The sequence below is a fragment of the Enterococcus sp. E4-223 genome (assembly GCF_035727065.1).
GTDB classification, from domain to species: Bacteria; Bacillota; Bacilli; order Lactobacillales; family Enterococcaceae; genus Enterococcus_B; species Enterococcus_B faecium.
Genome location: NZ_JAPMLH010000002.1, coordinates 412,110 through 436,788, shown reverse-complemented (window position 1 = coordinate 436,788; position 24,679 = coordinate 412,110). Strand labels below are relative to the sequence as shown.

Here is a 24,679-nt window from a genome sequence, read left to right as displayed (position 1 = left end):
TTTCTAATACAAGTTTTTTATGACGATCACAGTTTCTGACTGCTCAGAAGTGTCGAACCGCTCTGCTTTTTCTTCCCGCGCATACCCGGAAAACGACTCTTTTGTCAATTCATCTTCTACCGTAAACTCACGAGCTTGAGCAACTTCCAAGGCATCAGGTGCGATTTCTTGGATGCTATCCCAACCAGTATCTAAAAATATTTTCGTATCATCTGATACACCAGCTGATGCTTCGAATTTGGACAATTGTTTTTTTAACATTCCCAGTGTCATGATCTCAATTTTTGAATCCATTTTTACTCCTCCTCTATCCGATTACTTTCTATTGTACCGAACTCCTGAAAAAGATGATAGATAAAAACCCATTATTTTTTGACATAAAAAGAGCATTTGACAAAGCATTTGATATATACCAATTTATTTTTTATTCTTTTTTTGTTGACAAGAACATTCGCAAAAGGTTATGATTTTAAATGTTTCCAGATAAAAAACAAAAAGGGGGATAGTTATACCTTTTAGGATAGCGCCAGGTCTGTGTAAACAGATGACGAGGAGAGGGTTTATCGAAAGATTCGGCGGATGGCCCTAGGGACTGCACTCTACAGAAAATCCACAAAAAATGTCTGCAAAGATAAAACAAAAGGATTTTCCTGCAGCTGGAAGCATTCATACGAATTCATTATAGAAAGTAGGATGTTTTTTATGTGCGGAATTGTTGGAATGATTGGATTAAAAAATGTAACACCAGGATTGATTGACGGTCTAGAAAAATTAGAATACCGTGGTTATGATTCAGCTGGTATCTTTGTCTCAGATGGCACAACTGATTATCTGGTCAAAGCACAAGGCAGAATTCAAAATTTGAAAAACAAAATAAATATTGATACTACAGGAAATATAGGTATTGGTCATACACGCTGGGCAACTCACGGGCAACCTTCTGAAGAAAACGCCCATCCACATACTTCCCAAAGTGGACGCTTCGTGCTCGTTCACAATGGCGTAATCGAAAACTTTGAAGAACTTAAAATTGCTTATTTAGCAAATGACCACTTTATTGGTGAGACCGATACTGAGATTATCGCTCATCTAATTGAAACTTTCGCGAAGGATACTACAACGCAAGAGGCGTTTTTAAAAGCTTTGCGGGTCATCAAAGGTTCTTACGCTTTCGCTTTGATTGATCGGACAGCACCTGATGTTATTTACGTCGCTAAAAATAAAAGTCCACTATTAATCGGACTCGGCGATGGATTCAATGTGATTGCCAGCGATGCAATGGCTATGCTTGCTCATACGAAGGAATTCGTTGAGATTGAAGATGAAGAGATGGTTACCGTCACATCAGAAAAAGTTATTATTCAAAATTTTGCAGGTGACATCGTAGAACGTTCTTCATTCGAAGCACAAGTAGATTCTTCAGATATCGAGAAAGGTACCTATCCTTTTTATATGCTGAAAGAAATCGACGAACAGCCTATTATCATGCGTCGTATCGCTCAAAAATACGTAACAGAAGACAATCGTGTCTCTCTTGATCAAAAGCTGGTCGATACATTGTCTGATAGCGATCGAATCTATATCGTTGCTTGCGGAACTAGTTACCATGCGGGGTTAGCAGGTAAACAGACTTTGGAAAAATTGACACAGATCCCTGTTGAGGTTCATTTAGCCAGTGAATTTGGCTATAACACACCTCTTCTTTCAAAAAAACCATTCTTTATTTTCTTGAGTCAAAGTGGCGAAACAGCAGATAGCCGCCAAGTGCTGGTAAAAATCAACCGTCTCGGCTACCCTTCACTTACGATTACAAATGTTGCTGGTTCTACTCTTTCGCGGGAAGCATCCTTTACACTGCTATTGCATGCTGGACCCGAAATCGCAGTAGCATCAACGAAAGCTTATACTGCACAAATAGCTGTACTAACTTTATTAGCCAAAGCTATCGGTGATAAAAAAGAATTTGAAACTTCTCTTGTATTCGATATCACTCATGAATTGAGTTTAGTTGCTAATGCGATGGAATCGGTCATCGCCCAAAAAGATTATTTAGAAGAGTTGGCAAAAGTATATCTCAGCGATACAAGAAATGCCTTTTACATTGGACGTGGCGCTGACTACAACGTTTCTCTTGAAGCTGCTTTGAAATTGAAAGAAATCAGTTATATCCAGGCAGAAGGTTTTGCCGCTGGCGAATTGAAACATGGAACGATTGCTTTGATCGAAGAAGGAACACCAGTGATCGGAATCATCAGTGAAGAAGTGACTGGTGCGCATACTCGAGGAAACCTGAAAGAAGTCGAAAGCCGTGGCGCTAAAACACTAGTTATTGTCTCAGAGGGATTAGAAAAGGAAAGTGACCAGCTGGTGCTACCAACTGTCCACCCTTATCTAACTACTCTAACCACAGTCGTACCGACTCAATTACTTGCATATTACGCAACGCTATTACGGGGATTCGACGTTGACAAACCACGTAATTTAGCGAAATCAGTGACAGTAGAATAATAAAAGAACAAGGACCAGTGTCAGACATCTGACACTGGTCCTTGTTCTTTTATTTTTTATGAAAATATCTCTTAATCCAGTCCGATTTCTTCTTTGACTACTGCCACGATTTTATCGACATAGTAATTAACTTTCTCATCAGTAGGCGCTTCTGCCATCACTCGAAGTAATGGTTCTGTACCGGAAGGACGAACTAGGATTCTTCCTTCTGATCCCATTTCAGCTTCTGCCTCTTCAATCACTTTTTTGATTGCCGGAACATCCATCGCACCGTTTTTATCACTTACGCGGATATTCACTAATTTTTGCGGATAGATTGTTACCTCTGCTGCAAGCTCTGATAATTTCTTACCTGTCTGTTTCATGATATTCAGTAACTGAATTCCTGAAAGCATCCCATCTCCAGTTGTGTTAAAATCTAAGAAAATCATGTGCCCAGACTGCTCGCCGCCAAAGTTATAATCGTTTTTGCGCATTTCTTCTACAACGTAACGATCACCAACTTGTGTAACGACATCTTTCAAACCGATTCCTTCCACCGCTTTGTGGAATCCTAAGTTACTCATGACAGTCGTAACGATCGTATCTTTTTTCAATCGATTTTTTTCTGCCAAGTATTTAGCACAGATAAACATGATTTTATCACCGTCGACAATGTTTCCAAGTTCATCCACCGCAATAATACGATCGCCATCTCCATCGAAAGCTAGTCCAGCATCTGCTCCTTTTTCAACGACCATCTCAGCTAAACGTTCTGGATGGGTAGAGCCTACGCCATCATTGATATTTAACCCGTCTGGATTTGTGCCCATGGTATAAAAATCTGTTTCAAGATCGGCAAACAAACGATTAACACTTGTTGAAGTGGCTCCGTTTGCTGCATCGACACAAATGGTCAAACCGGAAAGGTCACCGTTGATCGTTTGTACAAGGAATTGAGAATATTTCAATAAGCCTTCTGGAAATTCTTCTACAGTTCCCAATCCTTCAGCTGATGGACGAGGCAATTCATCCACTTCAGCATCTAATAATGCTTCAATTTCTAGCTCTTGGTCATCTACTAGTTTAAAACCATCTGCACCGAAAAATTTGATTCCATTATCTTGTGCTGGATTATGAGAAGCAGAAATCATGACCCCTGCGCTTGCTTTTTGCAAACGTGTCAGATAAGCAACACCTGGTGTAGAGATCACACCTAGCTGGAACACTTCGATACCCACCGATAAAAGTCCTGAAATCAGCGCTTCTTCTAACATTTGACCTGAGATTCTTGTATCCCGCCCTACTAACACGCGTGGGCGTTTTCCTTCTTCTTCATGCTGGCTTAGGACATAACCTCCGCACCGTCCCAGCTTAAATGCAAGTTCTGGCGTAAGTTCCTTGTTGGCTTCACCGCGTACGCCGTCTGTTCCAAAATATTTACCCATAGTTGTAAAATTACTCCTTTAACTTAATTTTCTGAGGAATTTGTTCTGCTCATTTGTGTTGATTCGCTTGTTTCTGATGTTTCTTCTGTACTTGTGGTCGAGTTACTTGTCCCAGATTCCGAACTGGAAGAAATGGTTGTTGTCGATGGTTCCGTTCCTGAATCAGCAGATGAAATACTTCTACTCGTACTTGTATTTTCTTGTCTCCGACTGCTCGTCGAAGCAGAGCTACTGCTTGACGTTTGCAACACGGGTGTAATCTCCACACTAACTGATTCGGGCTTGATACTTAACCCCTCTTCTACTGGTATTTCAATTTTACGAGTTGTTCGATGATTGATACCTGAGACATTGATCGGTACAGCAATACTGTCACCGATCGATGCAAGCAAATCGCTAGAGCCGCTTACTTCTGCTTCCAGTTTTGAAAAACTGAAATCATAGCTTTCTACCCCGGCAGCTGGTGTTCCTTGCTGTATCCCATAAAGTCGTACCGACTTGCTTGGCTTGATCGAATCAGCTCTCACTGTTACTTGCACTGGATCAGAGACGATACTTAATACTTCCCCTGCTGCATTCAGCGCCTGTATTGGGACCTCACTATTAATCCCATCATCTGTGACCATCGAAGCGTCCACATCAGCTACTACTCGTTTGATTTCTGCCAATGTTTTGTCACCTGTAGTGATAGAGACTTTTTTAGGACTAACGGAAGTATCATCAAGTTCATATCCAGATGGTGTGAACGTTGAAGGAATCAACGTTTCCACATCGAAATCTTTTATTACCTTTTTCTCAACCGTTACTGTAATAGTCGATGGTTCGATCTTTGCTGTGACAGCACTGCTCAAATTTTGAATTTTTAGCGGAACCTCATGTGTTCCTTCGCCCAGCTTAGTGATATCTGCTGTGACGCGGAACATCCGTGTATCTTCGTTTGCCTCTGCATTCAACTGAACTCGGTTTGCACTGGAAAGTTTGACAGTCACTGCATTTTCATATCCATGGATATAGTAGCGCTTTGAATCATAAGAAATCTTGATCGGCACCCCAGTAACTGTTTGATTATACGCTTCATTTCCAGAAAGCGTATTTGGAACGGACTGGCCATTTGCATTGAAGTACAGCGCAATACTGAACAGCAATGCAATAAAACTGTAAAGAATGCTTGTCCGTTTCTCTTTTGAGATCATTTGCGATCCCCTCCCTTAGTCATACCGTCTAGGAAAGATTGAATCACGTTTTTCTTGTTTTTTGTTTTCTCTTCAGCAATCAGTTCTCTACGCAAAATTGCCAAATATTCTTGCTGGGATAAGCCAGCCATCAGTTCATTATCTAATGTAATGCTGACATCCCCAGTTTCTTCAGAGACAACGATGGTAATCGCGTCGCTGACTTCGCTTATACCGACAGCTGCCCGGTGTCGAGTCCCGAATTCTTTTGGAATCAACATACTTTCTGATAGAGGAAGATAGGCGCTTGCTACTGCGATCTTTCCTTCTTTTACAATAACTGCACCGTCATGCAGCGGTGTATTAGGAATAAAGATATTGATCAGCAGCTCTCCAGTGATATCTGCATCTAATGCAATTCCTGTCTCAATATACTCATCTAATCCAGTATGACGTTCGATAGTGATCAACGCACCGATTTTTCGCTTGGACATATATTGGATGGCTTTGTCAAAAGACAAGATCATCTTCTCATCTTCCTGCTGTTCGCTTTTTGATTGTTTGAAAAGCGAACTGCGTCCAAGATGTTCCAGTCCTCTCCGGATTTCCGGCTGAAAAATCACGATAGCAGCTATCACCCCGTACGTAATGACTTGGTTCATCAGCCAAGACAAGGTGTGCAGACCAATGATTTCCGCTACGATTCGGATAACAATAAAAATAGCTACACCTTTCAGAAGCTGAATCGCTTTTGTGCCTCGCAGCAGTTGGATCAGTTTGTATACAAGATACCAGACAACCAGAATATCAAGTATGTTCACCAAAAAATTCAGAGAGAACAAGTCACCGGAAAACATTTGCTGCCAATAGTCCAAATTAAAAAGTTCCCCGATTTGAAATGACATAAAAAGCCTCTCTTCTCTTTTGAGATTTCCTCTCTAGTATATCATATGTTTTAATTTTAGAGGCTGATCTGCTCGTATTTTTCTTGAGAAAAACGCATAATTTTCAAGAAAATTGCAAGTATGCGTTTTATTTTTCTCTGCAATAAATATTTTTAAACTTCAGAGAATTATTCATTATATTTTTTCTGTTATTTTTCCTTTTTTTCTTTTGTAGCTTGTTCCATTTTTTTACGTCGTTCTGCTCTGGCAGCTCTTCTAGCAGCTCTTCTTTCTTCTGCTTCAAGGTCCGTCGTTTTTTCTTTTCTAGTCTTAACGGGTACATCGATAGATTCCTCTGGTTCAAGTCGTTTCTTGATTTTTTCTAATTCTCCCGTCAGTGCAGCATAGTTGTAAAAACGAGTTTTAGCATCTTTGACAGTCTTTTCAAATAAAGCTTTCGCAAGACTTGGATTAGCATTTTCTAGCGAGGAAAAACGAACTTGTTTCCTCATGAAATTAGGCATAGTAGAAAAATCAGGTTTTTTGTAGTCCAAAGTCATTGGGTTCTTGTTTTTTTCGACCATTGCAGGGTTATATCGATATAATGACCAATAACCAGAAGAAACAGCTTCTTTTGCTTCTTTAAGCGATTCTTTCATTCCGCCAAGCAAGCCATGTGTGATACAAGGCGTATAGGCAATGATTAAAGAAGGTCCAGGATACTTTTCTGCTTCTTCAAATGCCTTTATCGTCTGCATTTGATTGGCTCCTGAAGCAATTTGCGCCACATAAACATTTCCATATGTCATCGCCATCATTCCTAGATCTTTCTTTGAAGCATACTTTCCACTAGCCGAAAATTTAGCGATTGCCGAAGCTGGTGTTGCTTTTGAGGTTTGACCGCCAGTATTGGAATAGACTTCGTTATCCAAAACAAGAATATTCACGTCTGCTCCGCTGGCAAGTACATGATCGATCCCGCCAAAACCAATGTCGTAAGCCCATCCGTCTCCACCAATCATCCATTGGCTGTTTTTTACGAATAGATCCTTTCTCTTGTATATATCCTCCAGTTCAGGGACAATTGATCGTTCGCTTTCGATCGCAGCTTGCAGTTTTGCTGCTCTTTGCTGCGTTCCTTCACTCTCAAACATGTGTACCAACCAGTCTTCCATCAATTCTCGTAGTTCTTCTGATACTTTTGGCAATACTTCTTTGATTGAACTTGCCAAAGCCTCGCGACGAGTCTGTGCCGCTAGAAGCATACCATAACCAAATTCAGCATTATCTTCAAATAAAGAATTTGACCATGCAGGCCCTTGACCACATTCATTTGTCGTATAAGGAGAAGCAGGAGAAGCACCGCCCCAAATAGAAGAACAGCCTGTCGCATTCGCGATCATCATTCGATCACCGAACATTTGTGTCAATAATTTTACATAAGGTGTTTCGCCACAGCCTGAGCAAGCGCCCGAGAATTCAAGAAGCGGTTGATTGAATTGTGTAGACAAGACAGTATTCTTTCCTTTGACTGGATTTGCTTTTTGTCTTAATGTCATTGCAAAAGCCCAATTCACAGCTTGTTCTTTCTGTTCTTCATAAGGCTTCATCACTAAAGCTTTTTCTTTTGCGGGACAAGCCTCTACACACAGACCACAACCTGTACAGTCTTCCACTGAAACTTGGATACGGTATTTTACGCCGTCTGCGCCTCGCATTTCTCTCACGATAAATCCTTCTGGCGCTTCTTCCATTTCCTCTTCATCTGCTAAAAATGGACGGATGGCAGCATGAGGACAAACAAAGGCACATTCATTACACATCGTACAGCGATCACTAATCCACTCAGGTACTTCTAAAGCGACGCCCCGCTTTTCCATAGAAGCCGTTCCTAAAGGCATTTCGCCAGTTGTCATTCCATTTGCTACAAGTGTACCAACAGAGAGTTGATTTCCTTTCTGTGCATTCACTGGTTCAAGTATTTCTTGTACATAACCAATGTTCCTTTTATTGATTTTTTCAGGCATCTCCAACGTTCTCCAATGGTCTGGGATCGCGACTTGATGAAGCAGTTCGGTCGTCCGATCGATTGCTTGTATGTTTTTTTCTACGCTAGCCATTGATTTATGTCCATAGCTTTTCAGGGCTTCTTCTTTTAGCAGCGGAATCACCTCATCAAAAGGAATGATGTCAGCTAATTTAAAAAAAGCCGTTTCCATTGCGGTATTGATCCGGCGTCCCAAACCGACTTCTTGGGCCAATCTCATGGCATTAATCGTATAGAATCTAATGTTATTTTCAGCCAAGTAACGTTTTAATTTTAAGGGCAGATGCGTTTCTAATTGTTCGTCGCTCCAAAGAGTATTCAATAAAAAAATGCCACCTGGCTTCAATCCTTTGACCAAGTCATAGCTATGCAGGTAAGCTGGTGTGTGACAGGCAACAAGGTCCGCATGCTCGACAAGATACGCAGAACGTATCGGCGTATCTCCAAAACGAAGATGAGAGACAGTTAGACCGCCAGATTTTTTCGAATCATAATAAAAATAGCCTTGCGCATATTTATCGGTGTGATCTCCAATAATCTTGATAGCTGATTTATTTGCTCCGACTGTTCCGTCAGATCCAAACCCCCAAAACTTGGCCTGGAATGTTTGCGGTTCTGTCAAATCCAGACTTTCCTTTGGTTCCAAAGATTGATAAGTCACATCATCAACGATCCCTATGGTGAAACGTTTTTTGCGTATGCTTGGGTCTTTTTTCAATTCATCAAAAACTGCTGAGATTTGGTCGGGAGTCACATCTTTAGACCCCAATCCGTAGCGACCACCAATAACAGCCGGGCGAAGTTCAGAATCATATAATGCACTTTGAACGTCTAATAAGAGAGGTTCTCCACCTGCCCCTGGTTCTTTACTTCGATCAAGAACAGCAATTGTTTTTACTGTATGAGGCAACTTTTGCACGAATGTTTCCACTGGAAAAGGACGATAAAGATGGATATTCAAAAAACCTGTTTTCCGTCCGTTTGCATTCAAGTAATCAATCGTTTGTTCAATCGTCTGTGCAACTGATCCCATAGAAACAATGACTTCTTCCGCATCGTCTGCTCCGTAATAAGTCACCAAGTCATAAGAAGTTCCTCGTAATCGGTTGATCTTTTTCATATATTTTTGAACGATTTCAGGTAATTTATCATAATAGGGGTTGATCGTTTCCCGTTGTTGAAAATGGATGTCTGGATTCTGGTTCGTACCACTAACAGTCGGATGATTGGGATTCATCCCTCGTTTACGAAATGAAGCTAATTTCTCCTGATTGATCAGAGGAGCTAATTCTTCATATTCCAAAACTTCGATTTTTTGAATCTCGTGACTCGTACGGAATCCATCAAAGAAATTCAAAAAAGGGACTTCTCCTTCAATAGAAGCAAGATGGGCAACAGGTGCTAAATCCATCACTTCTTGTACACTGCTTTCAGCTAACATAGCAAATCCTGTTTGTCTTGCAGCCATCACGTCTCCGTGATCTCCGAAAATATTCAACGCATTTGTCGTCACTGCCCGACTAGCAACGTGGAAAACACTTGGCAGTAGTTCCCCAGCAATCTTGTACATATTCGGTATCATCAAAAGCAGCCCTTGTGAAGCGGTATATGTAGTTGTCAGTGCACCAGTTTTCAATGATCCATGGACCACACCAGCTGCTCCTGCTTCGGATTGCATTTCTACTACTTTTACTGGTTGACCGAATACATTTTCTTTTCCTGCTGCTGACCATTGATCTACTAATTCAGCCATGGTCGAACTGGGTGTTATTGGATATATTGCAGCAATCTCGGTAAATGCATAAGAAATATATGCGGCTGCCGTATTGCCATCCATTGTTTTCATTTTTCGCATGATTCATCATCCTTGTTCATATTCTCTCTTATTATCTGTTCCATTATAACGTAAAACATTCCATTTTTTTCTTTTATTTATAAAAATATTTTACATATATCTATTTGAATTGGTCATCTAATTTTTAGACAAACAGTCTAAATCGTTGCCTTTTTTTGTCAGACATGTATAAACTATAAGCGAAAGAGGTGTTTTAACATGGATATATCAGTGATTGATGCAACGAAAACAAATACACAAAAAGGAATCCTTTATGGTTCATCGAATGCTCCTAAAAAAATGGTCGAATTCATCAACTTAGCTTGTCCGTATTGCCGACAATGGTTTGAAGAATCTTATGATCTATTAGAAAAAGCAGTCCAAAGCGGGCAATTGCAGCGAGTGATCAAATTGTTCGATAAAGAAAAAGAAAGCTTGCAGCGAGGAAACGTGATGCACCGGTATCTCACAATCAGCGATGGTCAAAAAGCGATCAAAGAGATCAAACAAATATTCGATACTCAAGACGAGTGGAAACATCTTTCTCTCCAAGAAGTAGCGGATTTTGCAGTAGATAAACTAAAGCTGACAGAACAAAAAGACGAACAGCTGAGCCAAGCTGTCATCAACGAAGCTGAGCAAGCACATATTCGATTTGTTCCGACTGTCATCTTGGGTAAAGAAATCTTTGATGAATCTATTTCAATAGAGGAATTAAAAGAATTGATCCAAACAAAATAAAAAAATAAGGAGCGTGAGACAAAAGTAAAGAACAATTTTGTCTCACGCTCTAAACACGTATAAACGGCGGAAGCAGAAGCAACTCCTTCTTATTTCTTGGAGTTAAACGCTTCTGTCCTAGCCTCCTTATTCCGAATAAATGGTGTCCAAAAGCTTGCATCTGCCAGATTATCTCATTTCTTATGACAAGCTGAGCAAATTATCTCCACCAAATAATTTATTCATATTTTTGACTTGCGCATACTAACTAATTCTTAAATTTTCATACAAAATTTCTCAATTTCCCTTAACGAGTAATATTTATGTACGGTGATTCTCACTAGTATCCCAATCACTTTTTAAGTTATCCCGATTTCAATTCTACTTCAAAAATAGTTGCTTTTATGTATGCTGTTAGTTGATTAAATGGTCATTTGTTGAGCTAGGTCGTTTATTTTAAACAAGTTGTTTCTTTAGCTTATACCTATCTCGTCTACCAAACGCAAGATGGCAAACACAAATGCATACGCATCTGTATTTGCCACTTTGATTCGTATAAAGCTAACAACTATTAACTCCTCTCAGCTAATAGTTGCTCTCTTTTTTATTCAGATTCATTTTTGCTGATCACAGCCTAGTATTTCAATGGTTTTGAACACTAAACCAAATTGTTCCATTACAACATTCACTGGCTGATGAAATGGATTAGTAGATTTCGATTATTCAAAGCGATTTTCTATTGGTGGATCGTGTTCCCAACTAATAAGACGGATTCCAAACCTATCGTACAGATCTTCTAAACCACTTATAAATTTTGCACCTATTTCAGGTGTTTTATTGCGTGGATATTCTATTGTTACGCCATTAAATGGATACCAATTAGGATTAGGCTCTCTTTCTTTCTGTACATCTCCCATAAAATAGTTAGCACTTTCTGGGACATAATATATTCTTCGACCATCCTCTAATTCATCTAATAAGATATTTCGTGATCGTCTATCACTTGCTAAATGTAGACGCCACGTGCGATACCATGCCATGCTACCTGCATCTGCAGAAAATCCATCAAATAATGCAACAATTGTATCTTCTATCACAATCCTTTCCCCATCTACTTCATATTCTAATCTAAAATCAAACTCCCCTCGGGTAATTTCTGGTCTTGGTGGCTTAGGACCCAATATTATTCTACTTAAAACCGCATTCGTTCCCAGATGAAACACAGCTATAACAACAATAATAATTAATATTTTGTTTCTATTTGATAAATTTCTCATTATTCGCACATCACCTCTACATTCTCACATATTAGTTCGTAATACTCCTTTAATATCAAAATATCTACTGGTCGTAATAATATTCGCTATGAATTCCTACTACTCGTATAAGAAAGGCCAAATCATCAGCTTTTACTTGCTGATGATTTGGCTTGTTTCTATTTATCGTAATTGTTTTCTAATCACCAAAATTGTTAACAATCGGTTCAGATATTTCCCAGTTGATTAAGGTAATTCCGTATTGTGTCAAAACTTCTTGCGCTTCTCCGAAATTAAGTACAGTTCTTATGTATTCACTTTCTCCTAATATAAAGTCTACCTCTCTTCTAAAACCTTCCTCGAGATTTCTAAGGGCTATATGTGGTTTTAATGACATTGATTGTACATTTTCCCCCATATAATATTGCGCACTTCCTCGACTAAAATAGATTCCTAGATCGTCCCCAAAAGGTAGATCTTCTCTACCACTAGCTAATCTACTTCTCCATCTTCGTTCTCTTTTCATAGAACCTGCGCTGAACTCACACCCGTTAAACTCAGCTATGACAGTATCTTCAATTATGTTAATCTGTCCATCTAGTTCGTATTCAATCCTAAATGGAAATTCTCCCTAGGTGATTTCCGGTTCGGGTATTTTAGGTGAGATTAATGCAAAGAAAGGAAATATTAAGCTTGGCAACATCAAAAAAACTCCTCCTATGATCACAATTCCCGATGCAATCCAAAATATAATTTGTACAATTCTCATTGATCCATTGTATTCCATTTTATTCCCCCTATTACTATTCATATCCGCCTATCTATATCGATCTTCCAATGCAGAGATAATTCCTTCCATACCTTGATTTTTTACTGAGTTACCTATGCGAGATATCATTCTCCACCAAGGTGCATCATATTGTCTATCTAACATGATTAACTCTCCAATCGGACTACTTATTCCACCGAAAAAATTATTTAATGCATCTCCTTCGACAACATATGCAACCATATCTGATATATATATGTACTTGTGTCTAATTCATAAGCAGATAAATTTACTGTCGCTGGATTAAATATAATCGCATTCGTATTTATAGCTACTGAATTTGCTGCTTCAGCACCACCTTTTGAATGTCCGATCATTGTGATTTCAATAGTAGGATTTACGTGGACAGCCCTCACCGTTTACCATGACCATTATAGAAATCGCTTACTTTTTTGAACTACGCAACAAAGGATACAATGCTCCTAACTTCACTGTCTCCATTTTTGTCCACTAAGGAATATAAAAAATAGGCATTAGTTCATTTAATTCGGTCACAACACATTACCTTTTAAATCATTATACTGTATCTCATACATTATTATCAATAAACTATTATAAAAATGCAAAAAATGCTTTATCAATCTATTTTGTAATTGGTCATAATATCATTGAAATCAACCCTGTATCGATTTTTCCTATGAATCTCGTCTCTTTGTGATTGACGAAAAAGAGGCAAGACAGACACTGGAATGGTAATTTTACCCACTATTTTGCTCCAACTATTTGTAATCGTACCCACTTTTGAAATACCAAGATGATCATTTTAATTGATATGCTGATTCCCAAGCAAAACCCCAAGAAATTAAATGCTCTATCGCATCTAGCTTCTTGGGTTTTGCTTATATAAATTCCAACATTTAAATTTTTTATGCTGTTCGGTCTCAGAAATGCCGTTTTTGCTTATATCACAATATGAAGATGTCAAATTATTCGTGTTGCCGATGACTTTGATTAATTTTTTTCAAATTGTTTATTAAGACTAATGCTGTCTTTTTGCAGATACCAATGTTCGAACTTTTTAACATTATCATATGATCCTGCAAGTTTTAACTTCTTACCATTAGATGTTATCAAAGTTATAATTAACCTTGCCTTTTTCCCATTAGGATCTTTTATTTTATGAATTTTCTGCAGGTAATCTCTCCTAATGGCAACTATTTTTACCTCATCAGTGCTGATAAACCATTGATCATCCACATACATACTGCCTGTTATGTTGTGTTTTTCCATTTCTTCCGAGAACGAAAAGTTTAAGGCTCGTTCTTGCTTCCAAAGTTGAATGGGTCCATGGATTGGACTTAGTGTGAGAATTGAGAACAACAATAAGAATCCATATCCTCCCGCAAACATCCCTAAGGCTATACTGTCTCTCCATCCATAAGTAGGATTAGAAGAGAAAAGAGTCACCGTTTGTAATAATATGAAAAGGAATAATCCAGCACAAACACCAAAGATAACAACTCCAAACATTGAATTTTTATACAATGACCATTTATTTATAGGCTTTTCTTTCATTTTACTTCCCCCTACTATTCTGTTCACACGGAATGAATTCAAAGTTCATAAGCCCTCCTCTTTGAACATATGAATACGACTTGCTAACTATACTTTAAAAAAGCTTGTTTTAAGCGGTTATAGGCGAGTTGTAATCTCTATTCATCTCATTAGCAAATAACTTGCCGAAAAGTCTACTGAAATTAAAGCAGATAGTGGAAGAATTATTTAGCCAGGATAGACACTATTTGTGAAACACATGTCTTTACTTTTGAAATTCTATGATGAAAAGCCTTGGAATACAGTAGCTCTTAATTGGTAATACTTTTTCCATTATAAATAACCTCTTTTCATTTTATATTTATCCCCTCTAAAAATAATATCTAATCTAATATTTTAAACTTATATTTCCCTCGCTGTGCTAATAGAGCATTACTAAATAAATAGAAACTAGAAAAAAGCATTACGCCTGCCAGAATAAACCAATTATTTGTATCTATAAACATCACCCCAAATAAAACAGAAAACAGTATAAGCATTATAAAAATTATCAACAACCTTGTTCCTTCTTTTATAGATTCAGGAAACAGTATAATTTTAGTACTAGATAAATTGTTTACACCGATTAGTGTTAAAATATCTTTATTCTTCTTGCTAACATAACCCTTTATGCACAAAAGAACAGCTATACTTAAAGTAACAAATAAATAACGAATCTCAATAGAAAAATCACTATAAATACTCTCTAGGATAGGACCGATAATTGAAGAAGTCACTACCGCAAATGCTGGACCTATCCAAGCAACATTAGAATGTTCTTTCTCTCTTTTCCTTTGTAAATCTTTGTTGAGTATTAATCTATTTATTTCTTCTGCAGGCAAGTTAATTTTCATAACCTTATGGGGGATTATCCAATTGAAAATTGGAAAAAGGTAGCCTCCCCAAAAAGTATAGTGATCCGTGTCAATCAGATAATAACCTGATTTTGATTCCAGAATAACATATCTCAAAGCCGAACGAAAATTTTTCATGAATATCCATATTCTCACTGTTTCCACACCTAATTCCCCCAATTCCAATTAAATGGATTTATAGCATCACCAATTATGTTAACTGCCTGACCAACCTCATTGATAAAATTGATGCCCCTATCCCATGCTTCAACAATGCTATATATCTATCAAACAAAAAATGGAAAACTAAATACTCGCGCACATAAATTTTACATTCTGTTTTTTATAAGACTAATAATAATCATTGAAAAAATTTCTTATCGGTGGCGCATATTCCCAATTGATTAATGTGATCCCATATTCTGCAAGTATTTTACGAGCTTCTTCTAAGTCATAGTGAGAAAAATGCATAAAACCTGCAATACGATCACGGACTGTGAGCTGTGGCTTGCTTCCACCATCATTCATAAAATATCCAGCAGAGCCACTACTTAAAGTGATTGTTACATCTTCACTTTCTATTATTAAGAATTCATAATGAAATGCTTTCAACTCTCCACTATTATTTAAAAGTTTTATACTCCAACTTCGTCTAGGTTGAGTTGTCACATTCCCTCTAAAACTTCCTATAAATTCTGCAATCACCGTATCTTCAATCAAAATTCTTTCCTCATCTATTTCATATTCAAGACTAAACGGAAATTCTCCATATGTAATCTCTGGCAATGGTGGTGCTGTAGTTCTCCAAATAAATACAATAACTGTGAATAGAAAAAATCCAACGATCGATATAAATGTTATGAGACCTGCTCGAAGTAAAACCCGATATAATAAAAATGCTGTATTTCGCTTTGCTATATCTAGAAAAATAAAAAGTACTGCAATCATAATGATAGTAAAAGTTGTAAAAAAGCACATTTTTTGCCCTCCCTTTATAAACATCGATTCTCAAATTCTAAACCAAATCTTGATAGTTCAAGTTCAGGTATAACGTATACCAATCATACATCCCAATTACTATTTATGAACTTATGATTATCACTGAATAAATCACTCCATCCCCTTGTTAAAACTTCTACATTAATTACACCTGGTTGTTTTCGACTAGCTAATCCAATGAACTTATCAACCATCCTTATCCTCCAACCACGAGAATCTTGACCAGAAGTAAGAAAAACAGTTCTCAAGGTTGATCGAGCAGTTCCTTCCAGTTTTTAATTAATCTCCAGTTATAGATAAATACTTGATCCTATCTATATCAGGACTTCTATATTAAGCAAAAGTTTATGTATAAAACTAAAATCTTCATTCAGTTGTCTCCCCGCTTTTTATACGATTGTATTAAAAAACAATAGAAGCCTTTCAAAATTATGTTACTCCAGTAAAGTTGGAATTATAGTTTGACGGAAGAAAAGCAAGTATAGCTTTTAAAAAAAACTGATACATTCGCATCTCCTGCTTCATGTATCAGTTTTTTCTTTGGATTAAACTGCTTCTTCACGCAGTTTTTCCGCAAATTCATTTATTTTGCGAATTCGGTGATTAATTCCCGATTTTGATATTGCACCTGAGGGAATCATTTCCCCTAATTCTTTCAAGCTGACCTCTGGATGTTGAAGCCGAAGTTCTGCGATTTCCTGAAGTTTTTCAGGAAGGGCATGTAGACCGACCTTTGCTTCGATCAATTCGATGTTTTCGATTTGTTTAGAAGCCGCATCAATCGTCTTGTTCAGATTTGCTGTCTCACAATTGACTAGACGATTGACCGAATTTCTCATATCCCGTACGATTCGAACATCTTCAAATCGGAGCATTGAGTTGGTTGCACCAATCAATGTTAAGAAATCAGCAATTTTTTCTGCTCCTTTTAAATAAGAAATATAGCCATTGCGCCGTTCAAGCGTTCGAGCATGTAGACCGTAATAATTTAACATATCGCAAATGTCTTGGTTATGCTGTTCATAAATAGAAAATATTTCCAAATGATAGCGACTCGTTTCCGGATTATTGACTGAACCTGAGGCCATAAAAGCACCACGTAAGTAAGAACGCATTTTTTGCGAATTTCCCATAATCTCGTCCGAAACGTGTCCATTGAACATCATACCATCCATGATATCAAGATCCATCAACACATCTTTTGTGCCTTGCTTCAACCGGACGATATAGACATTGTTCTTTTTTAATTTCATTTTTTTACGAACGAGTAGCTCACTTCGTACCTGATAATGATCTTTCAAAAGAGAATAGATACGTCTGGCAATTGCAGCATTTTCTGTTTGGACGTTCAAAATAAACTGCTGGTTCACAATACCTAAAGAGCCGTTCATTCGCAGCAAAGCAGCTAATTCCGCTTTCGCATGTTCTCGATGAACTTCCAAACCAGTTAGTTCTTTCTTCACATCTGCAGCAAATGACATCCTATTCTCCTCCTTTCTCCAACAATAAATTGCTTAATATTTTGAACCGAAAACTAAACGGAACAATTCTTCTACTACTTTGTCTCCATCGTGGAAGACACCACCATCTTTCAATTCTAAAAAGTCGGTGGAAATCACTCGACATCCTTCATTTCTCAATCCGTTGAAGTCGTGTGCGACTTGTACTAGATACTCATCATAGATCTCTGGGTCCATATAATCTTCAGGCACTTTTTCCGTATTGACCAATACTGTATCGATAAAAGGCTGATTCAAATGCTTGTGTAAAACACGTATATGATCGGCATCTGTGAAATGTTCCGTTTCCCCTTTTTGGGTCATGATATTACAGATATAGACGGTTTCAGCAGTTGTCTTGAGCATTGCTTCGCCGATTTCTGGTATCACTAAATTTGGAAGGATACTGGTGAATAAACTTCCGGGTCCCAAAACGACCATGTCGGCGTCCATAATTGCTGAAACGACTTTTCGAGCCGCTTTGGCTTCACTTTTATCATTTGTGTTGCAGACATACACACGGTCAATGGTTTTACGGTCGATCGCGATTTTAGATTCTCCTACTGCAGTCGTTCCGTCTTTAAAAACAGCATGCAAGGTCAAAGGAGTTTCTGAAGAAGGATAAACATGTCCATCTACATGCATCATTTTTGCTAATAATTGAATCGCCTCATAAGTGCTTCCCCGCATCTCGGAAACTGCGGCAATGATCAGATTACCGATCGTATGATTGGCTAAAAACTGATCTTCCTTTTTGAAACGGTATTGGAAAATATCTTCATAGAATTGTGGCATATCCGATAACGCCACTAAGACATTTCTCAAGTCACCAGGAGGAGCCATAGCGATCGATTCTCTGATTGCACCGCTGCTTCCACCATCATCTGCAACAGTCACTACTGCTGTGATATCTGCTCCTTGATTTCGTAAACTTTTCAGGATAACTGGCAGACCAGTGCCACCGCCGACCACTACGATCTTTGGTTTTCTTATCCGGTAGGTTTTCATTTTCACGACCGGTTCACCGTCTCTTTCCTTTTATCCTTGTCCCGATGTGTCACATTGACTTTATAGTTTTTCCCTAAAGCATTTGCCAAACGTTCAGTCAATGCCACAGAACGGTGTTGACCGCCTGTACAGCCGATTGCAACTGTCAAGCTGCTTTTTCCTTCTTTAATGTATCCAGGCAATACAGTTTCCAGAAGATCCAAAAATTTATGGTAGAATGATTGCGTTTCATCAAAGGACATCACATAATCATAGACTGGCTGATCTTTTCCGGTCAATGGTCTTAGTTCCGGGATATAATGAGGGTTGGGCAAAAAACGCACATCCATCACAATATCCGAATCGATCGGCAACCCGTATTTAAAACCAAATGATACAAATTCGATCCGAAATCCTTGGTCTCCCTTTGATTTGAATGACTCATTGATTTTTTCACGTAATTGTCGTGGTGTCAATGTTGTCGTATCAATGATCACGGAAGCTTGGGCTTTCAAGTCGTCTAGTATCGCCCGTTCTTTACGTATCCCTTCAGTGATCAAACCGTCCATCGCCATTGGATGTGCTCGTCTTGTTTCTTTGTAGCGAGCCACTAGTTCTTCGTCTGAAGCATCTAAAAATAAGATAGAAGTGTCGATGAAGTTCGTATTTTCGATTTCGATCAGCATGTTTTGGATTTCTTCAAAGAAGGAACGAGAACGCAAATCCACTCCTAAAGCAATTTTTGTGACTTTACCTGATTCTTTGATCAATTCCCAGAATTTTGGAATCAATCGAGGCGGCATATTATCGATACAAAAATAGCCCATATCTTCAAAACTTTGGATAGCTACTGTTTTCCCTGCACCACTCATACCTGTTATGATGACTAATTGCAAATTATCTGTCATATTTACGAACCCCTCTCACATTGTGCATAATAAAATTATATCATTCCGGGCGTATCATTACCAGTTTTCTTTTTCTTTTACAAAAAGATTTGGACCAAATATCTTTTAGGATATTTGCCCCAAATCTAATTTTTTTACTTTTCCGATGCTGTATCCAATGCCTCGCTTCTTTCAGCTAATGCACGTTCGATCGTTCGATCCGCTAAAATAGATTGAGCATCGATCACTGGGTAATGATTATCTTCAGCAAATTCATGCATCAAAGATAATTCTGTGCAACCTAGGATGACTTTTTCACAGTTTAGGCGCTCTACCGCTTCCTCTAAGATTTCGTAATAGAGCTCTTGATTCAAATAATCCGATTCCTTGATCTCATGATAGATCAGGTAATTGATTTTTTCTTGAAGCGCAGTATCAGGAATCACTGTTTCGAAACCAAGATTTTTGACTTCGCGTTCATAGATTCCAGCTTTCATACTTCCTTCTGTTCCTAGAATCGCTACTCTCCCTGTCGTATGCTGACGGACAAGTTCATTTGCTGCTTCTCTTGGCATATGCAGGATAGGAATATCCGTTGCCGCTTGTAATTCTTCAAAAAAGTAGTGTGCGGTGTTACAAGTCAACACAATGAAGTTTGGTCGCAATAAATTTTGTTTCTCAATATCATCCAGCAGAAACGGCATTGGATTTTCTTCTGATCGATCTAAAATATAAGCTGTACGATCAGGAACTGTTGCATGATTGAATAAGACATAATTCAAATATTCTTGATCTTTTGTAGCTTTCGTTCGGTGGTTGATCAAGCGAACAAAACTTTCTGTCGCCATCGTGCCCATTCCGCCTAAAATACTGAAAAAATTCTCCATGAACTAGCCTTCTTTCACATGAAAATACTTTTTGAATCTTGGAATATAGTTATGGAACATATATTTCATCAACAACCAGCGCTTGATTGACCGGTCTTTTTCATAAAACACAGTAGTACCGTAACGATTTTCTTTGATCATTTGCTCAGCTAGTTTTTTGTCTTCATTTTCCCTAGCATATTCTAAAAAGATTTTTTTGGGCACACCCATCCATAATCTTGCTTTATCTGATTGATTCGTTCCATAGGTCGTTTCAACAAAGGGTTTGTTGAACACTCGATCTTCTGTGACAAAACGAGCCAGATTCAAGCCGTTCAATGTCACAAAGAAACTGCTACGACCTTGTCTCAAATTGATTTCAAATAATTTATATTCTCCATCTCTAGGATCATACTTCATATCGAAATTGGCAAAGCCGGTATATTCGATTTTTTCCAAAAATGCTTTAATGGTTTGATAGATTTTTTCGTTATAATCTGGCATGATCACAACGTAATTACCAATCGATGCTGGTGTAGGATCTTCTAACAGTGGATGACCAAGACACATCATCCGAACTTGATGATCTTCATCTACATAAGCATTTAGCACACGCATATTACTATCATCACCCGGGATAAAATCTTGTACAATCATTTCACTAGTATAACCGGCTTCGTATATCCGGCCTAAAATTAAATCGAACTCTTCTCTAGTCTCTAAAATAAAAGCTTTTTTTCTTCCTTCAAATTGGACAGAAAGATACTCCACACTGTTTGCAGGTTTCAAAGCAACTGGGAATTCAAAAGGCAATTCCTGTTCCAAATGTCCATTTACTAACATTTCTTCTCTGACGATCAATGTTTTAGGATACGGAAGATCATATTCTTCACAAACTTCATAAAAGCTTACTTTATTGATCAGTCTTTCAAATAAAGAATAATCAATATATGGACAGATAAAATATTCTGACAGCTCTTGTTTATGTTGGGAGATCAATTCTGCATATCCATCACCACAAGCAATCAAAAGATATTTTTTACTCTTATCAGAATATCTTTCTTTTGCCAAACGAAGCATCGTCTCAATAAATACAGGGTCTTTATCAAATCCTGGAATAACTTCTACATTGACAATTTTACTGTAGCGGGTAGGGGCTAACTGATCCGAAGCATATGCTTGGCAGATTTTGCCGTATGCTTCATTAAAAGAACGTGCCATACCATAAACGTTCATGTCGCTTCCTAATAATATAGGGATAAATTCTTCATTTTCAATACTGTTCATCATTATCTCTCACTTACTCATAATCTCTTGTTTTTCTTTTCCAACTACACAAGGAATATCATACCATAAAGAAAAAAGCAATCAAAGGAAACTCCTCCGATTGCTCAATTCTTTTTTGAACGGATTGAACTTATAGGAAGTTTTTATCTATACAATCAGTGTAGAAAGAACTACCATGTAATGATTCTAGAACACTGATATTAATAAAACAAGCAAAAATTCATTTTTTTATGTTTTTTTAACTATCTCAGCTATCTATCCTCTTTATACCATTATTTTTTTCAAATAGTGACCTGTATAACTTTCTTTTACGTTAATGATTTCTTCTGGTGTTCCAGTCGCAAGGATCGTTCCTCCACCTTCTCCACCTTCTGGTCCTAAATCAATGATATAATCTGCTGTTTTGATTACATCTAGATTGTGTTCAATCACTAAAACTGTATTACCAGCATCTACTAATCTTTGTAATACATGCAACAAGCGGGCGATGTCATCGCTATGAAGTCCTGTCGTTGGTTCATCTAGTATATAGAAATTCTTTCCATTAGAGATTTTGTGCAATTCACTGGCAAGTTTCATCCGTTGTGCCTCACCACCGGACAATGTCGTTGCTGGTTGCCCCATCGTCACATAACCTAAGCCAACATCAACAATCGTTTGCAGTTTGCGATGAATCTTTGGAATGTGCTTGAAGAATTCTACAGCATCTTCTACTGTCATTTCCAAAATATCAGCAATGCTTTTTCCTTTGTAATGCACTTCTAATGTTTCAGAGTTATATCGTTTGCCATGACATACTTCACAAGGAACATAGACATCAGGCAAAAAGTGCATTTCGATCTTAATAATTCCATCCCCGCGACAAGCTTCACAACGACCGCCTTTTACGTTGAAACTAAAACGCCCTTTCTTATAACCCCGCATTTTTGCCTCGTTCGTTTGAGCAAATAACCCACGGATATCATCAAATACACTTGTATAAGTCGCTGGATTACTTCTCGGCGTCCGGCCGATTGGGCTTTGATCGATATCGATGATCTTTTCGATACTTTCGTAGCCGGAAATTGTCTTGAATTTACCTGGCTTAGCAGAATTCTTATTTAATTTTTGCGCTAACGATTTCTTTAAGATACTATTGACCAATGTACTCTTTCCAGAACCAGACACACCTGTGACTGCTACAAATTCTCCTAATGGAAATTCAACACTAATATTTTTCAGATTGTTTTCTGAAGCACCAGTGATCTTGATTGCTTTCCCATTACCTTTACGGCGTTCTTTTGGTACAGGGATTGATTTTTTCCCTGAAAGATATTTCCCTGTCAAAGAATTTTCATCATTAGCTACTTCTTCAGGAGTGCCTGCAGCCACGATTTGTCCGCCTTGTTCTCCGGCCCCAGGTCCGACGTCAATCAGATAATCTGCTGCCCACATCGTATCTTCATCATGTTCGACTACAACGAGGGTGTTGCCAAGATCACGCATTTTCTTTAATGAGCCAATCAGTCGATCGTTGTCGCGTTGATGCAATCCGATCGATGGTTCATCTAAAATATACAAAACTCCAGAAAGATTCGATCCAATTTGTGTAGCCAATCTGATTCGCTGCGCTTCTCCCCCAGATAATGTTCCGGAAGCGCGACTCAAAGTTAGATAGTCTAGTCCCACATTTTCCAAGAATGAAAGTCTGTCATTTACTTCTTTTAAAATCGGTTTGGCAATTACTTTCTCTTGTTCAGATAACGTTAAGTTTGAGAAGAAATCTACTGCTTTTTGAATAGACAACTCATTTGTTTGCCCGATATTCGTTCCATTGATTTGAACAGATAGAGCTTGGGGATTCAATCGATAACCTTTACATGTCTGACAAGTTAATTCTGTCATATAAAGACGCATTTGCTCACGCGTGAAATCACTGTTCGTATCATGATAACGACGCTCGATATTCTTCAATACCCCTTCGAAAGTCGTTTCTACATCGCGAACGCCACCAAAATCATTTTCATAATGGAAATGGAAAAGATCATCTGTCCCATTCAAGATGATCTCCTGATGCTCTTCCGGTAATTCTTCGAATGGTGTATCTAAATCGATACCGAAACTTTCACAAGCCTGCGCTAACATTTGAGGATAATACTGAGAGCTGATTGGATTCCATGGAACGACAGCACCTTGACTAAGTGTCTTCGTTCTATCTGGAATCACTAAATCTTGATCAACTTCTAATTTGACACCTAAACCATCACAGTCTGGACAAGCTCCAAAAGGCGCATTGAATGAGAACAGTCTTGGTTCTAGTTCGCCAACAGTAAATCCGCAATAAGGACAGGCATAGTGTTCGCTAAACAACATTTCTTCTTCACCGATCACGTCAACCAGAGCATAGCCGTCTGCTAATCGCAGGGCCGCCTCTAAAGAATCAAATAGGCGAGAACGAATCCCTTCTTTCACAATGATCCGGTCGATGACGATCGCGATATCATGTTTTTTGTTTTTCTCCAGCTCAGGCACTTCACTTAAATCATAGATCTCACCATCGACTCGAACGCGGACGTATCCCTCTTTTTGGATTCGTTCGAATATTTTTTTATGTTGTCCTTTTTTCTTTACCACGATCGGTGCCAACACTTGGATCTTTGTGCGCTCAGGCAAAGCCATTACTTGATCTGCCATTTGATCTACTGATTGACTGGTAATCTCGATATGATCGTTGGGACAAATCGGATGTCCTACACGTGCAAACAACAAGCGTAAATAGTCATTGATTTCCGTCACAGTACCTACTGTCGACCGAGGATTTTTACTTGTTGTTTTCTGATCAATAGAAATCGCCGGACTCAATCCGTCGATGCTATCTACGTCCGGCTTATCCATTTGTCCTAAAAACTGACGAGCATAAGCAGAAAGGCTCTCTACGTATCTCCGCTGCCCTTCAGCGTACAGCGTATCAAATGCTAGGGAACTTTTTCCAGAACCGGACAAACCTGTAACGACCACGAATTTATCTCGTGGAATCGTTACATCTATATTTTTCAAGTTATGGGCACGTGCACCGTGAATCGTAATTTTATCGTTAGCCATGTTGTCCTC

The 24,679-nt window shown here is 38.3% G+C and carries 17 protein-coding genes and 3 pseudogenes; 2 read left to right on the top strand and 18 right to left on the bottom strand.

Going from position 1 to position 24,679, the window contains the following annotated elements; all coding sequences use genetic code 11:
* Window positions 1-3 precede the first annotated feature (3 nt).
* The gene (locus OS139_RS04810; protein WP_002287827.1) at window positions 4-294 is read right to left on the bottom strand and encodes a hypothetical protein; all 291 of its coding nucleotides are present in this window, start codon (window positions 292-294) and stop codon (window positions 4-6) included.
* Between the two features lie 408 nt (window positions 295-702).
* Between OS139_RS04810 and glmS the strand changes: the two genes are divergently transcribed.
* Window positions 703-2,508 (top strand): glutamine--fructose-6-phosphate transaminase (isomerizing), encoded by a 1,806-nt coding sequence (gene glmS, locus OS139_RS04805; RefSeq protein WP_002331444.1) that lies wholly within the window; start codon window positions 703-705, stop codon window positions 2,506-2,508.
* Between the two features lie 71 nt (window positions 2,509-2,579).
* Here the strand turns inward: glmS and glmM are convergent, their stop codons facing one another.
* The 4 genes from glmM to nifJ form a co-directional block, all read right to left on the bottom strand.
* Window positions 2,580-3,935 (bottom strand): phosphoglucosamine mutase, encoded by a 1,356-nt coding sequence (glmM, locus tag OS139_RS04800; RefSeq protein WP_002331445.1) that lies wholly within the window; start codon window positions 3,933-3,935, stop codon window positions 2,580-2,582.
* Between the two features lie 23 nt (window positions 3,936-3,958).
* On the bottom strand, window positions 3,959-5,128 hold the full coding sequence (locus tag OS139_RS04795) for a CdaR family protein (protein ID WP_002331446.1): 1,170 nt from the start codon (window positions 5,126-5,128) through the stop codon (window positions 3,959-3,961).
* On the bottom strand, window positions 5,125-6,012 hold the full coding sequence (gene cdaA / locus OS139_RS04790; RefSeq protein WP_002287821.1) for a diadenylate cyclase CdaA: 888 nt from the start codon (window positions 6,010-6,012) through the stop codon (window positions 5,125-5,127). The genes OS139_RS04795 and cdaA overlap by 4 nt, the downstream gene beginning before the upstream one ends.
* A 188-nt stretch (window positions 6,013-6,200) precedes the next feature.
* A complete protein-coding gene (nifJ, locus tag OS139_RS04785) occupies window positions 6,201-9,893 on the bottom strand; it encodes a pyruvate:ferredoxin (flavodoxin) oxidoreductase (protein WP_002331447.1) in 3,693 nt (1,230 codons plus the stop codon).
* Window positions 9,894-10,091: 198 nt separating this feature from the next.
* On the opposite strand from nifJ, the gene OS139_RS04780 reads away from it, so the two are divergent.
* Window positions 10,092-10,613, top strand: a complete 522-nt coding sequence (locus OS139_RS04780) for a DsbA family protein (protein WP_002331448.1) — start codon at window positions 10,092-10,094, stop codon at window positions 10,611-10,613.
* Between the two features lie 698 nt (window positions 10,614-11,311).
* Here OS139_RS04780 and OS139_RS04775 read toward each other — a convergent pair.
* The 13 genes and pseudogenes from OS139_RS04775 to uvrA form a co-directional block, all read right to left on the bottom strand.
* A complete protein-coding gene (locus OS139_RS04775; protein ID WP_002331449.1) occupies window positions 11,312-11,869 on the bottom strand; it encodes a hypothetical protein in 558 nt (185 codons plus the stop codon).
* Window positions 11,870-12,047: 178 nt separating this feature from the next.
* Window positions 12,048-12,659: pseudogene (locus tag OS139_RS04770) on the bottom strand (hypothetical protein).
* A 112-nt stretch (window positions 12,660-12,771) separates the two neighbouring features.
* Window positions 12,772-13,033: pseudogene (locus OS139_RS04765) on the bottom strand (hypothetical protein).
* Window positions 13,034-13,628: 595 nt separating this feature from the next.
* Window positions 13,629-13,907 (bottom strand): hypothetical protein, encoded by a 279-nt coding sequence (locus tag OS139_RS04760; protein ID WP_025476782.1) that lies wholly within the window; start codon window positions 13,905-13,907, stop codon window positions 13,629-13,631.
* Window positions 13,908-13,943: 36 nt separating this feature from the next.
* A pseudogene (locus OS139_RS04755) lies at window positions 13,944-14,192 on the bottom strand (hypothetical protein); the annotation flags it as partial.
* Window positions 14,193-14,554: 362 nt separating this feature from the next.
* Complete coding sequence (locus OS139_RS04750) at window positions 14,555-15,229, bottom strand: DUF443 family protein (protein ID WP_149031632.1); 675 nt, start codon at window positions 15,227-15,229, stop codon at window positions 14,555-14,557.
* A 186-nt stretch (window positions 15,230-15,415) separates the two neighbouring features.
* The gene (locus tag OS139_RS04745) at window positions 15,416-16,042 is read right to left on the bottom strand and encodes a hypothetical protein (RefSeq protein ID WP_002289700.1); all 627 of its coding nucleotides are present in this window, start codon (window positions 16,040-16,042) and stop codon (window positions 15,416-15,418) included.
* A 566-nt stretch (window positions 16,043-16,608) separates the two neighbouring features.
* Entirely contained in the window at window positions 16,609-17,544 is a 936-nt protein-coding gene (gene whiA / locus OS139_RS04740; protein WP_002289698.1) for a DNA-binding protein WhiA, read from the bottom strand.
* 33 nt (window positions 17,545-17,577) lie between these two features.
* Window positions 17,578-18,576 carry a gluconeogenesis factor YvcK family protein gene (locus tag OS139_RS04735; RefSeq protein WP_002306471.1) on the bottom strand — a complete coding sequence of 333 codons (999 nt, stop codon included), beginning with the start codon at window positions 18,574-18,576 and terminating at the stop codon, window positions 17,578-17,580.
* On the bottom strand, window positions 18,573-19,457 hold the full coding sequence (gene rapZ / locus OS139_RS04730) for an RNase adapter RapZ (protein ID WP_325066815.1): 885 nt from the start codon (window positions 19,455-19,457) through the stop codon (window positions 18,573-18,575). Before rapZ ends, OS139_RS04735 begins: the two co-directional genes overlap by 4 nt.
* 134 nt (window positions 19,458-19,591) lie before the next feature.
* Entirely contained in the window at window positions 19,592-20,323 is a 732-nt protein-coding gene (locus OS139_RS04725) for an aspartate racemase (RefSeq protein WP_002296517.1), read from the bottom strand.
* A gap of 3 nt (window positions 20,324-20,326) precedes the next feature.
* On the bottom strand, window positions 20,327-21,592 hold the full coding sequence (locus OS139_RS04720) for a D-aspartate ligase (RefSeq protein ID WP_002331455.1): 1,266 nt from the start codon (window positions 21,590-21,592) through the stop codon (window positions 20,327-20,329).
* A gap of 261 nt (window positions 21,593-21,853) precedes the next feature.
* Window positions 21,854-24,670 (bottom strand): excinuclease ABC subunit UvrA, encoded by a 2,817-nt coding sequence (uvrA, locus tag OS139_RS04715; RefSeq protein ID WP_002331456.1) that lies wholly within the window; start codon window positions 24,668-24,670, stop codon window positions 21,854-21,856.
* Window positions 24,671-24,679 lie beyond the last annotated feature (9 nt).

Coding starts and splice junctions, on each gene's coding strand:
- OS139_RS04810 (WP_002287827.1), bottom strand. CDS start 294: ATGGATTCAAAAATTGAGATCATGACACTGGGAATGTTAAAAAAACAA.
- glmS (WP_002331444.1), top strand. CDS start 703: ATGTGCGGAATTGTTGGAATGATTGGATTAAAAAATGTAACACCAGGA.
- glmM (WP_002331445.1), bottom strand. CDS start 3,935: ATGGGTAAATATTTTGGAACAGACGGCGTACGCGGTGAAGCCAACAAG.
- OS139_RS04795 (WP_002331446.1), bottom strand. CDS start 5,128: ATGATCTCAAAAGAGAAACGGACAAGCATTCTTTACAGTTTTATTGCA.
- cdaA (WP_002287821.1), bottom strand. CDS start 6,012: ATGTCATTTCAAATCGGGGAACTTTTTAATTTGGACTATTGGCAGCAA.
- nifJ (WP_002331447.1), bottom strand. CDS start 9,893: ATGCGAAAAATGAAAACAATGGATGGCAATACGGCAGCCGCATATATT.
- OS139_RS04780 (WP_002331448.1), top strand. CDS start 10,092: ATGGATATATCAGTGATTGATGCAACGAAAACAAATACACAAAAAGGA.
- OS139_RS04775 (WP_002331449.1), bottom strand. CDS start 11,869: ATGAGAAATTTATCAAATAGAAACAAAATATTAATTATTATTGTTGTT.
- OS139_RS04760 (WP_025476782.1), bottom strand. CDS start 13,907: ATGGAAAAACACAACATAACAGGCAGTATGTATGTGGATGATCAATGG.
- OS139_RS04745 (WP_002289700.1), bottom strand. CDS start 16,042: ATGTGCTTTTTTACAACTTTTACTATCATTATGATTGCAGTACTTTTT.
- whiA (WP_002289698.1), bottom strand. CDS start 17,544: ATGTCATTTGCTGCAGATGTGAAGAAAGAACTAACTGGTTTGGAAGTT.
- rapZ (WP_325066815.1), bottom strand. CDS start 19,457: ATGACAGATAATTTGCAATTAGTCATCATAACAGGTATGAGTGGTGCA.
- OS139_RS04725 (WP_002296517.1), bottom strand. CDS start 20,323: ATGGAGAATTTTTTCAGTATTTTAGGCGGAATGGGCACGATGGCGACA.
- OS139_RS04720 (WP_002331455.1), bottom strand. CDS start 21,592: ATGATGAACAGTATTGAAAATGAAGAATTTATCCCTATATTATTAGGA.
- uvrA (WP_002331456.1), bottom strand. CDS start 24,670: ATGGCTAACGATAAAATTACGATTCACGGTGCACGTGCCCATAACTTG.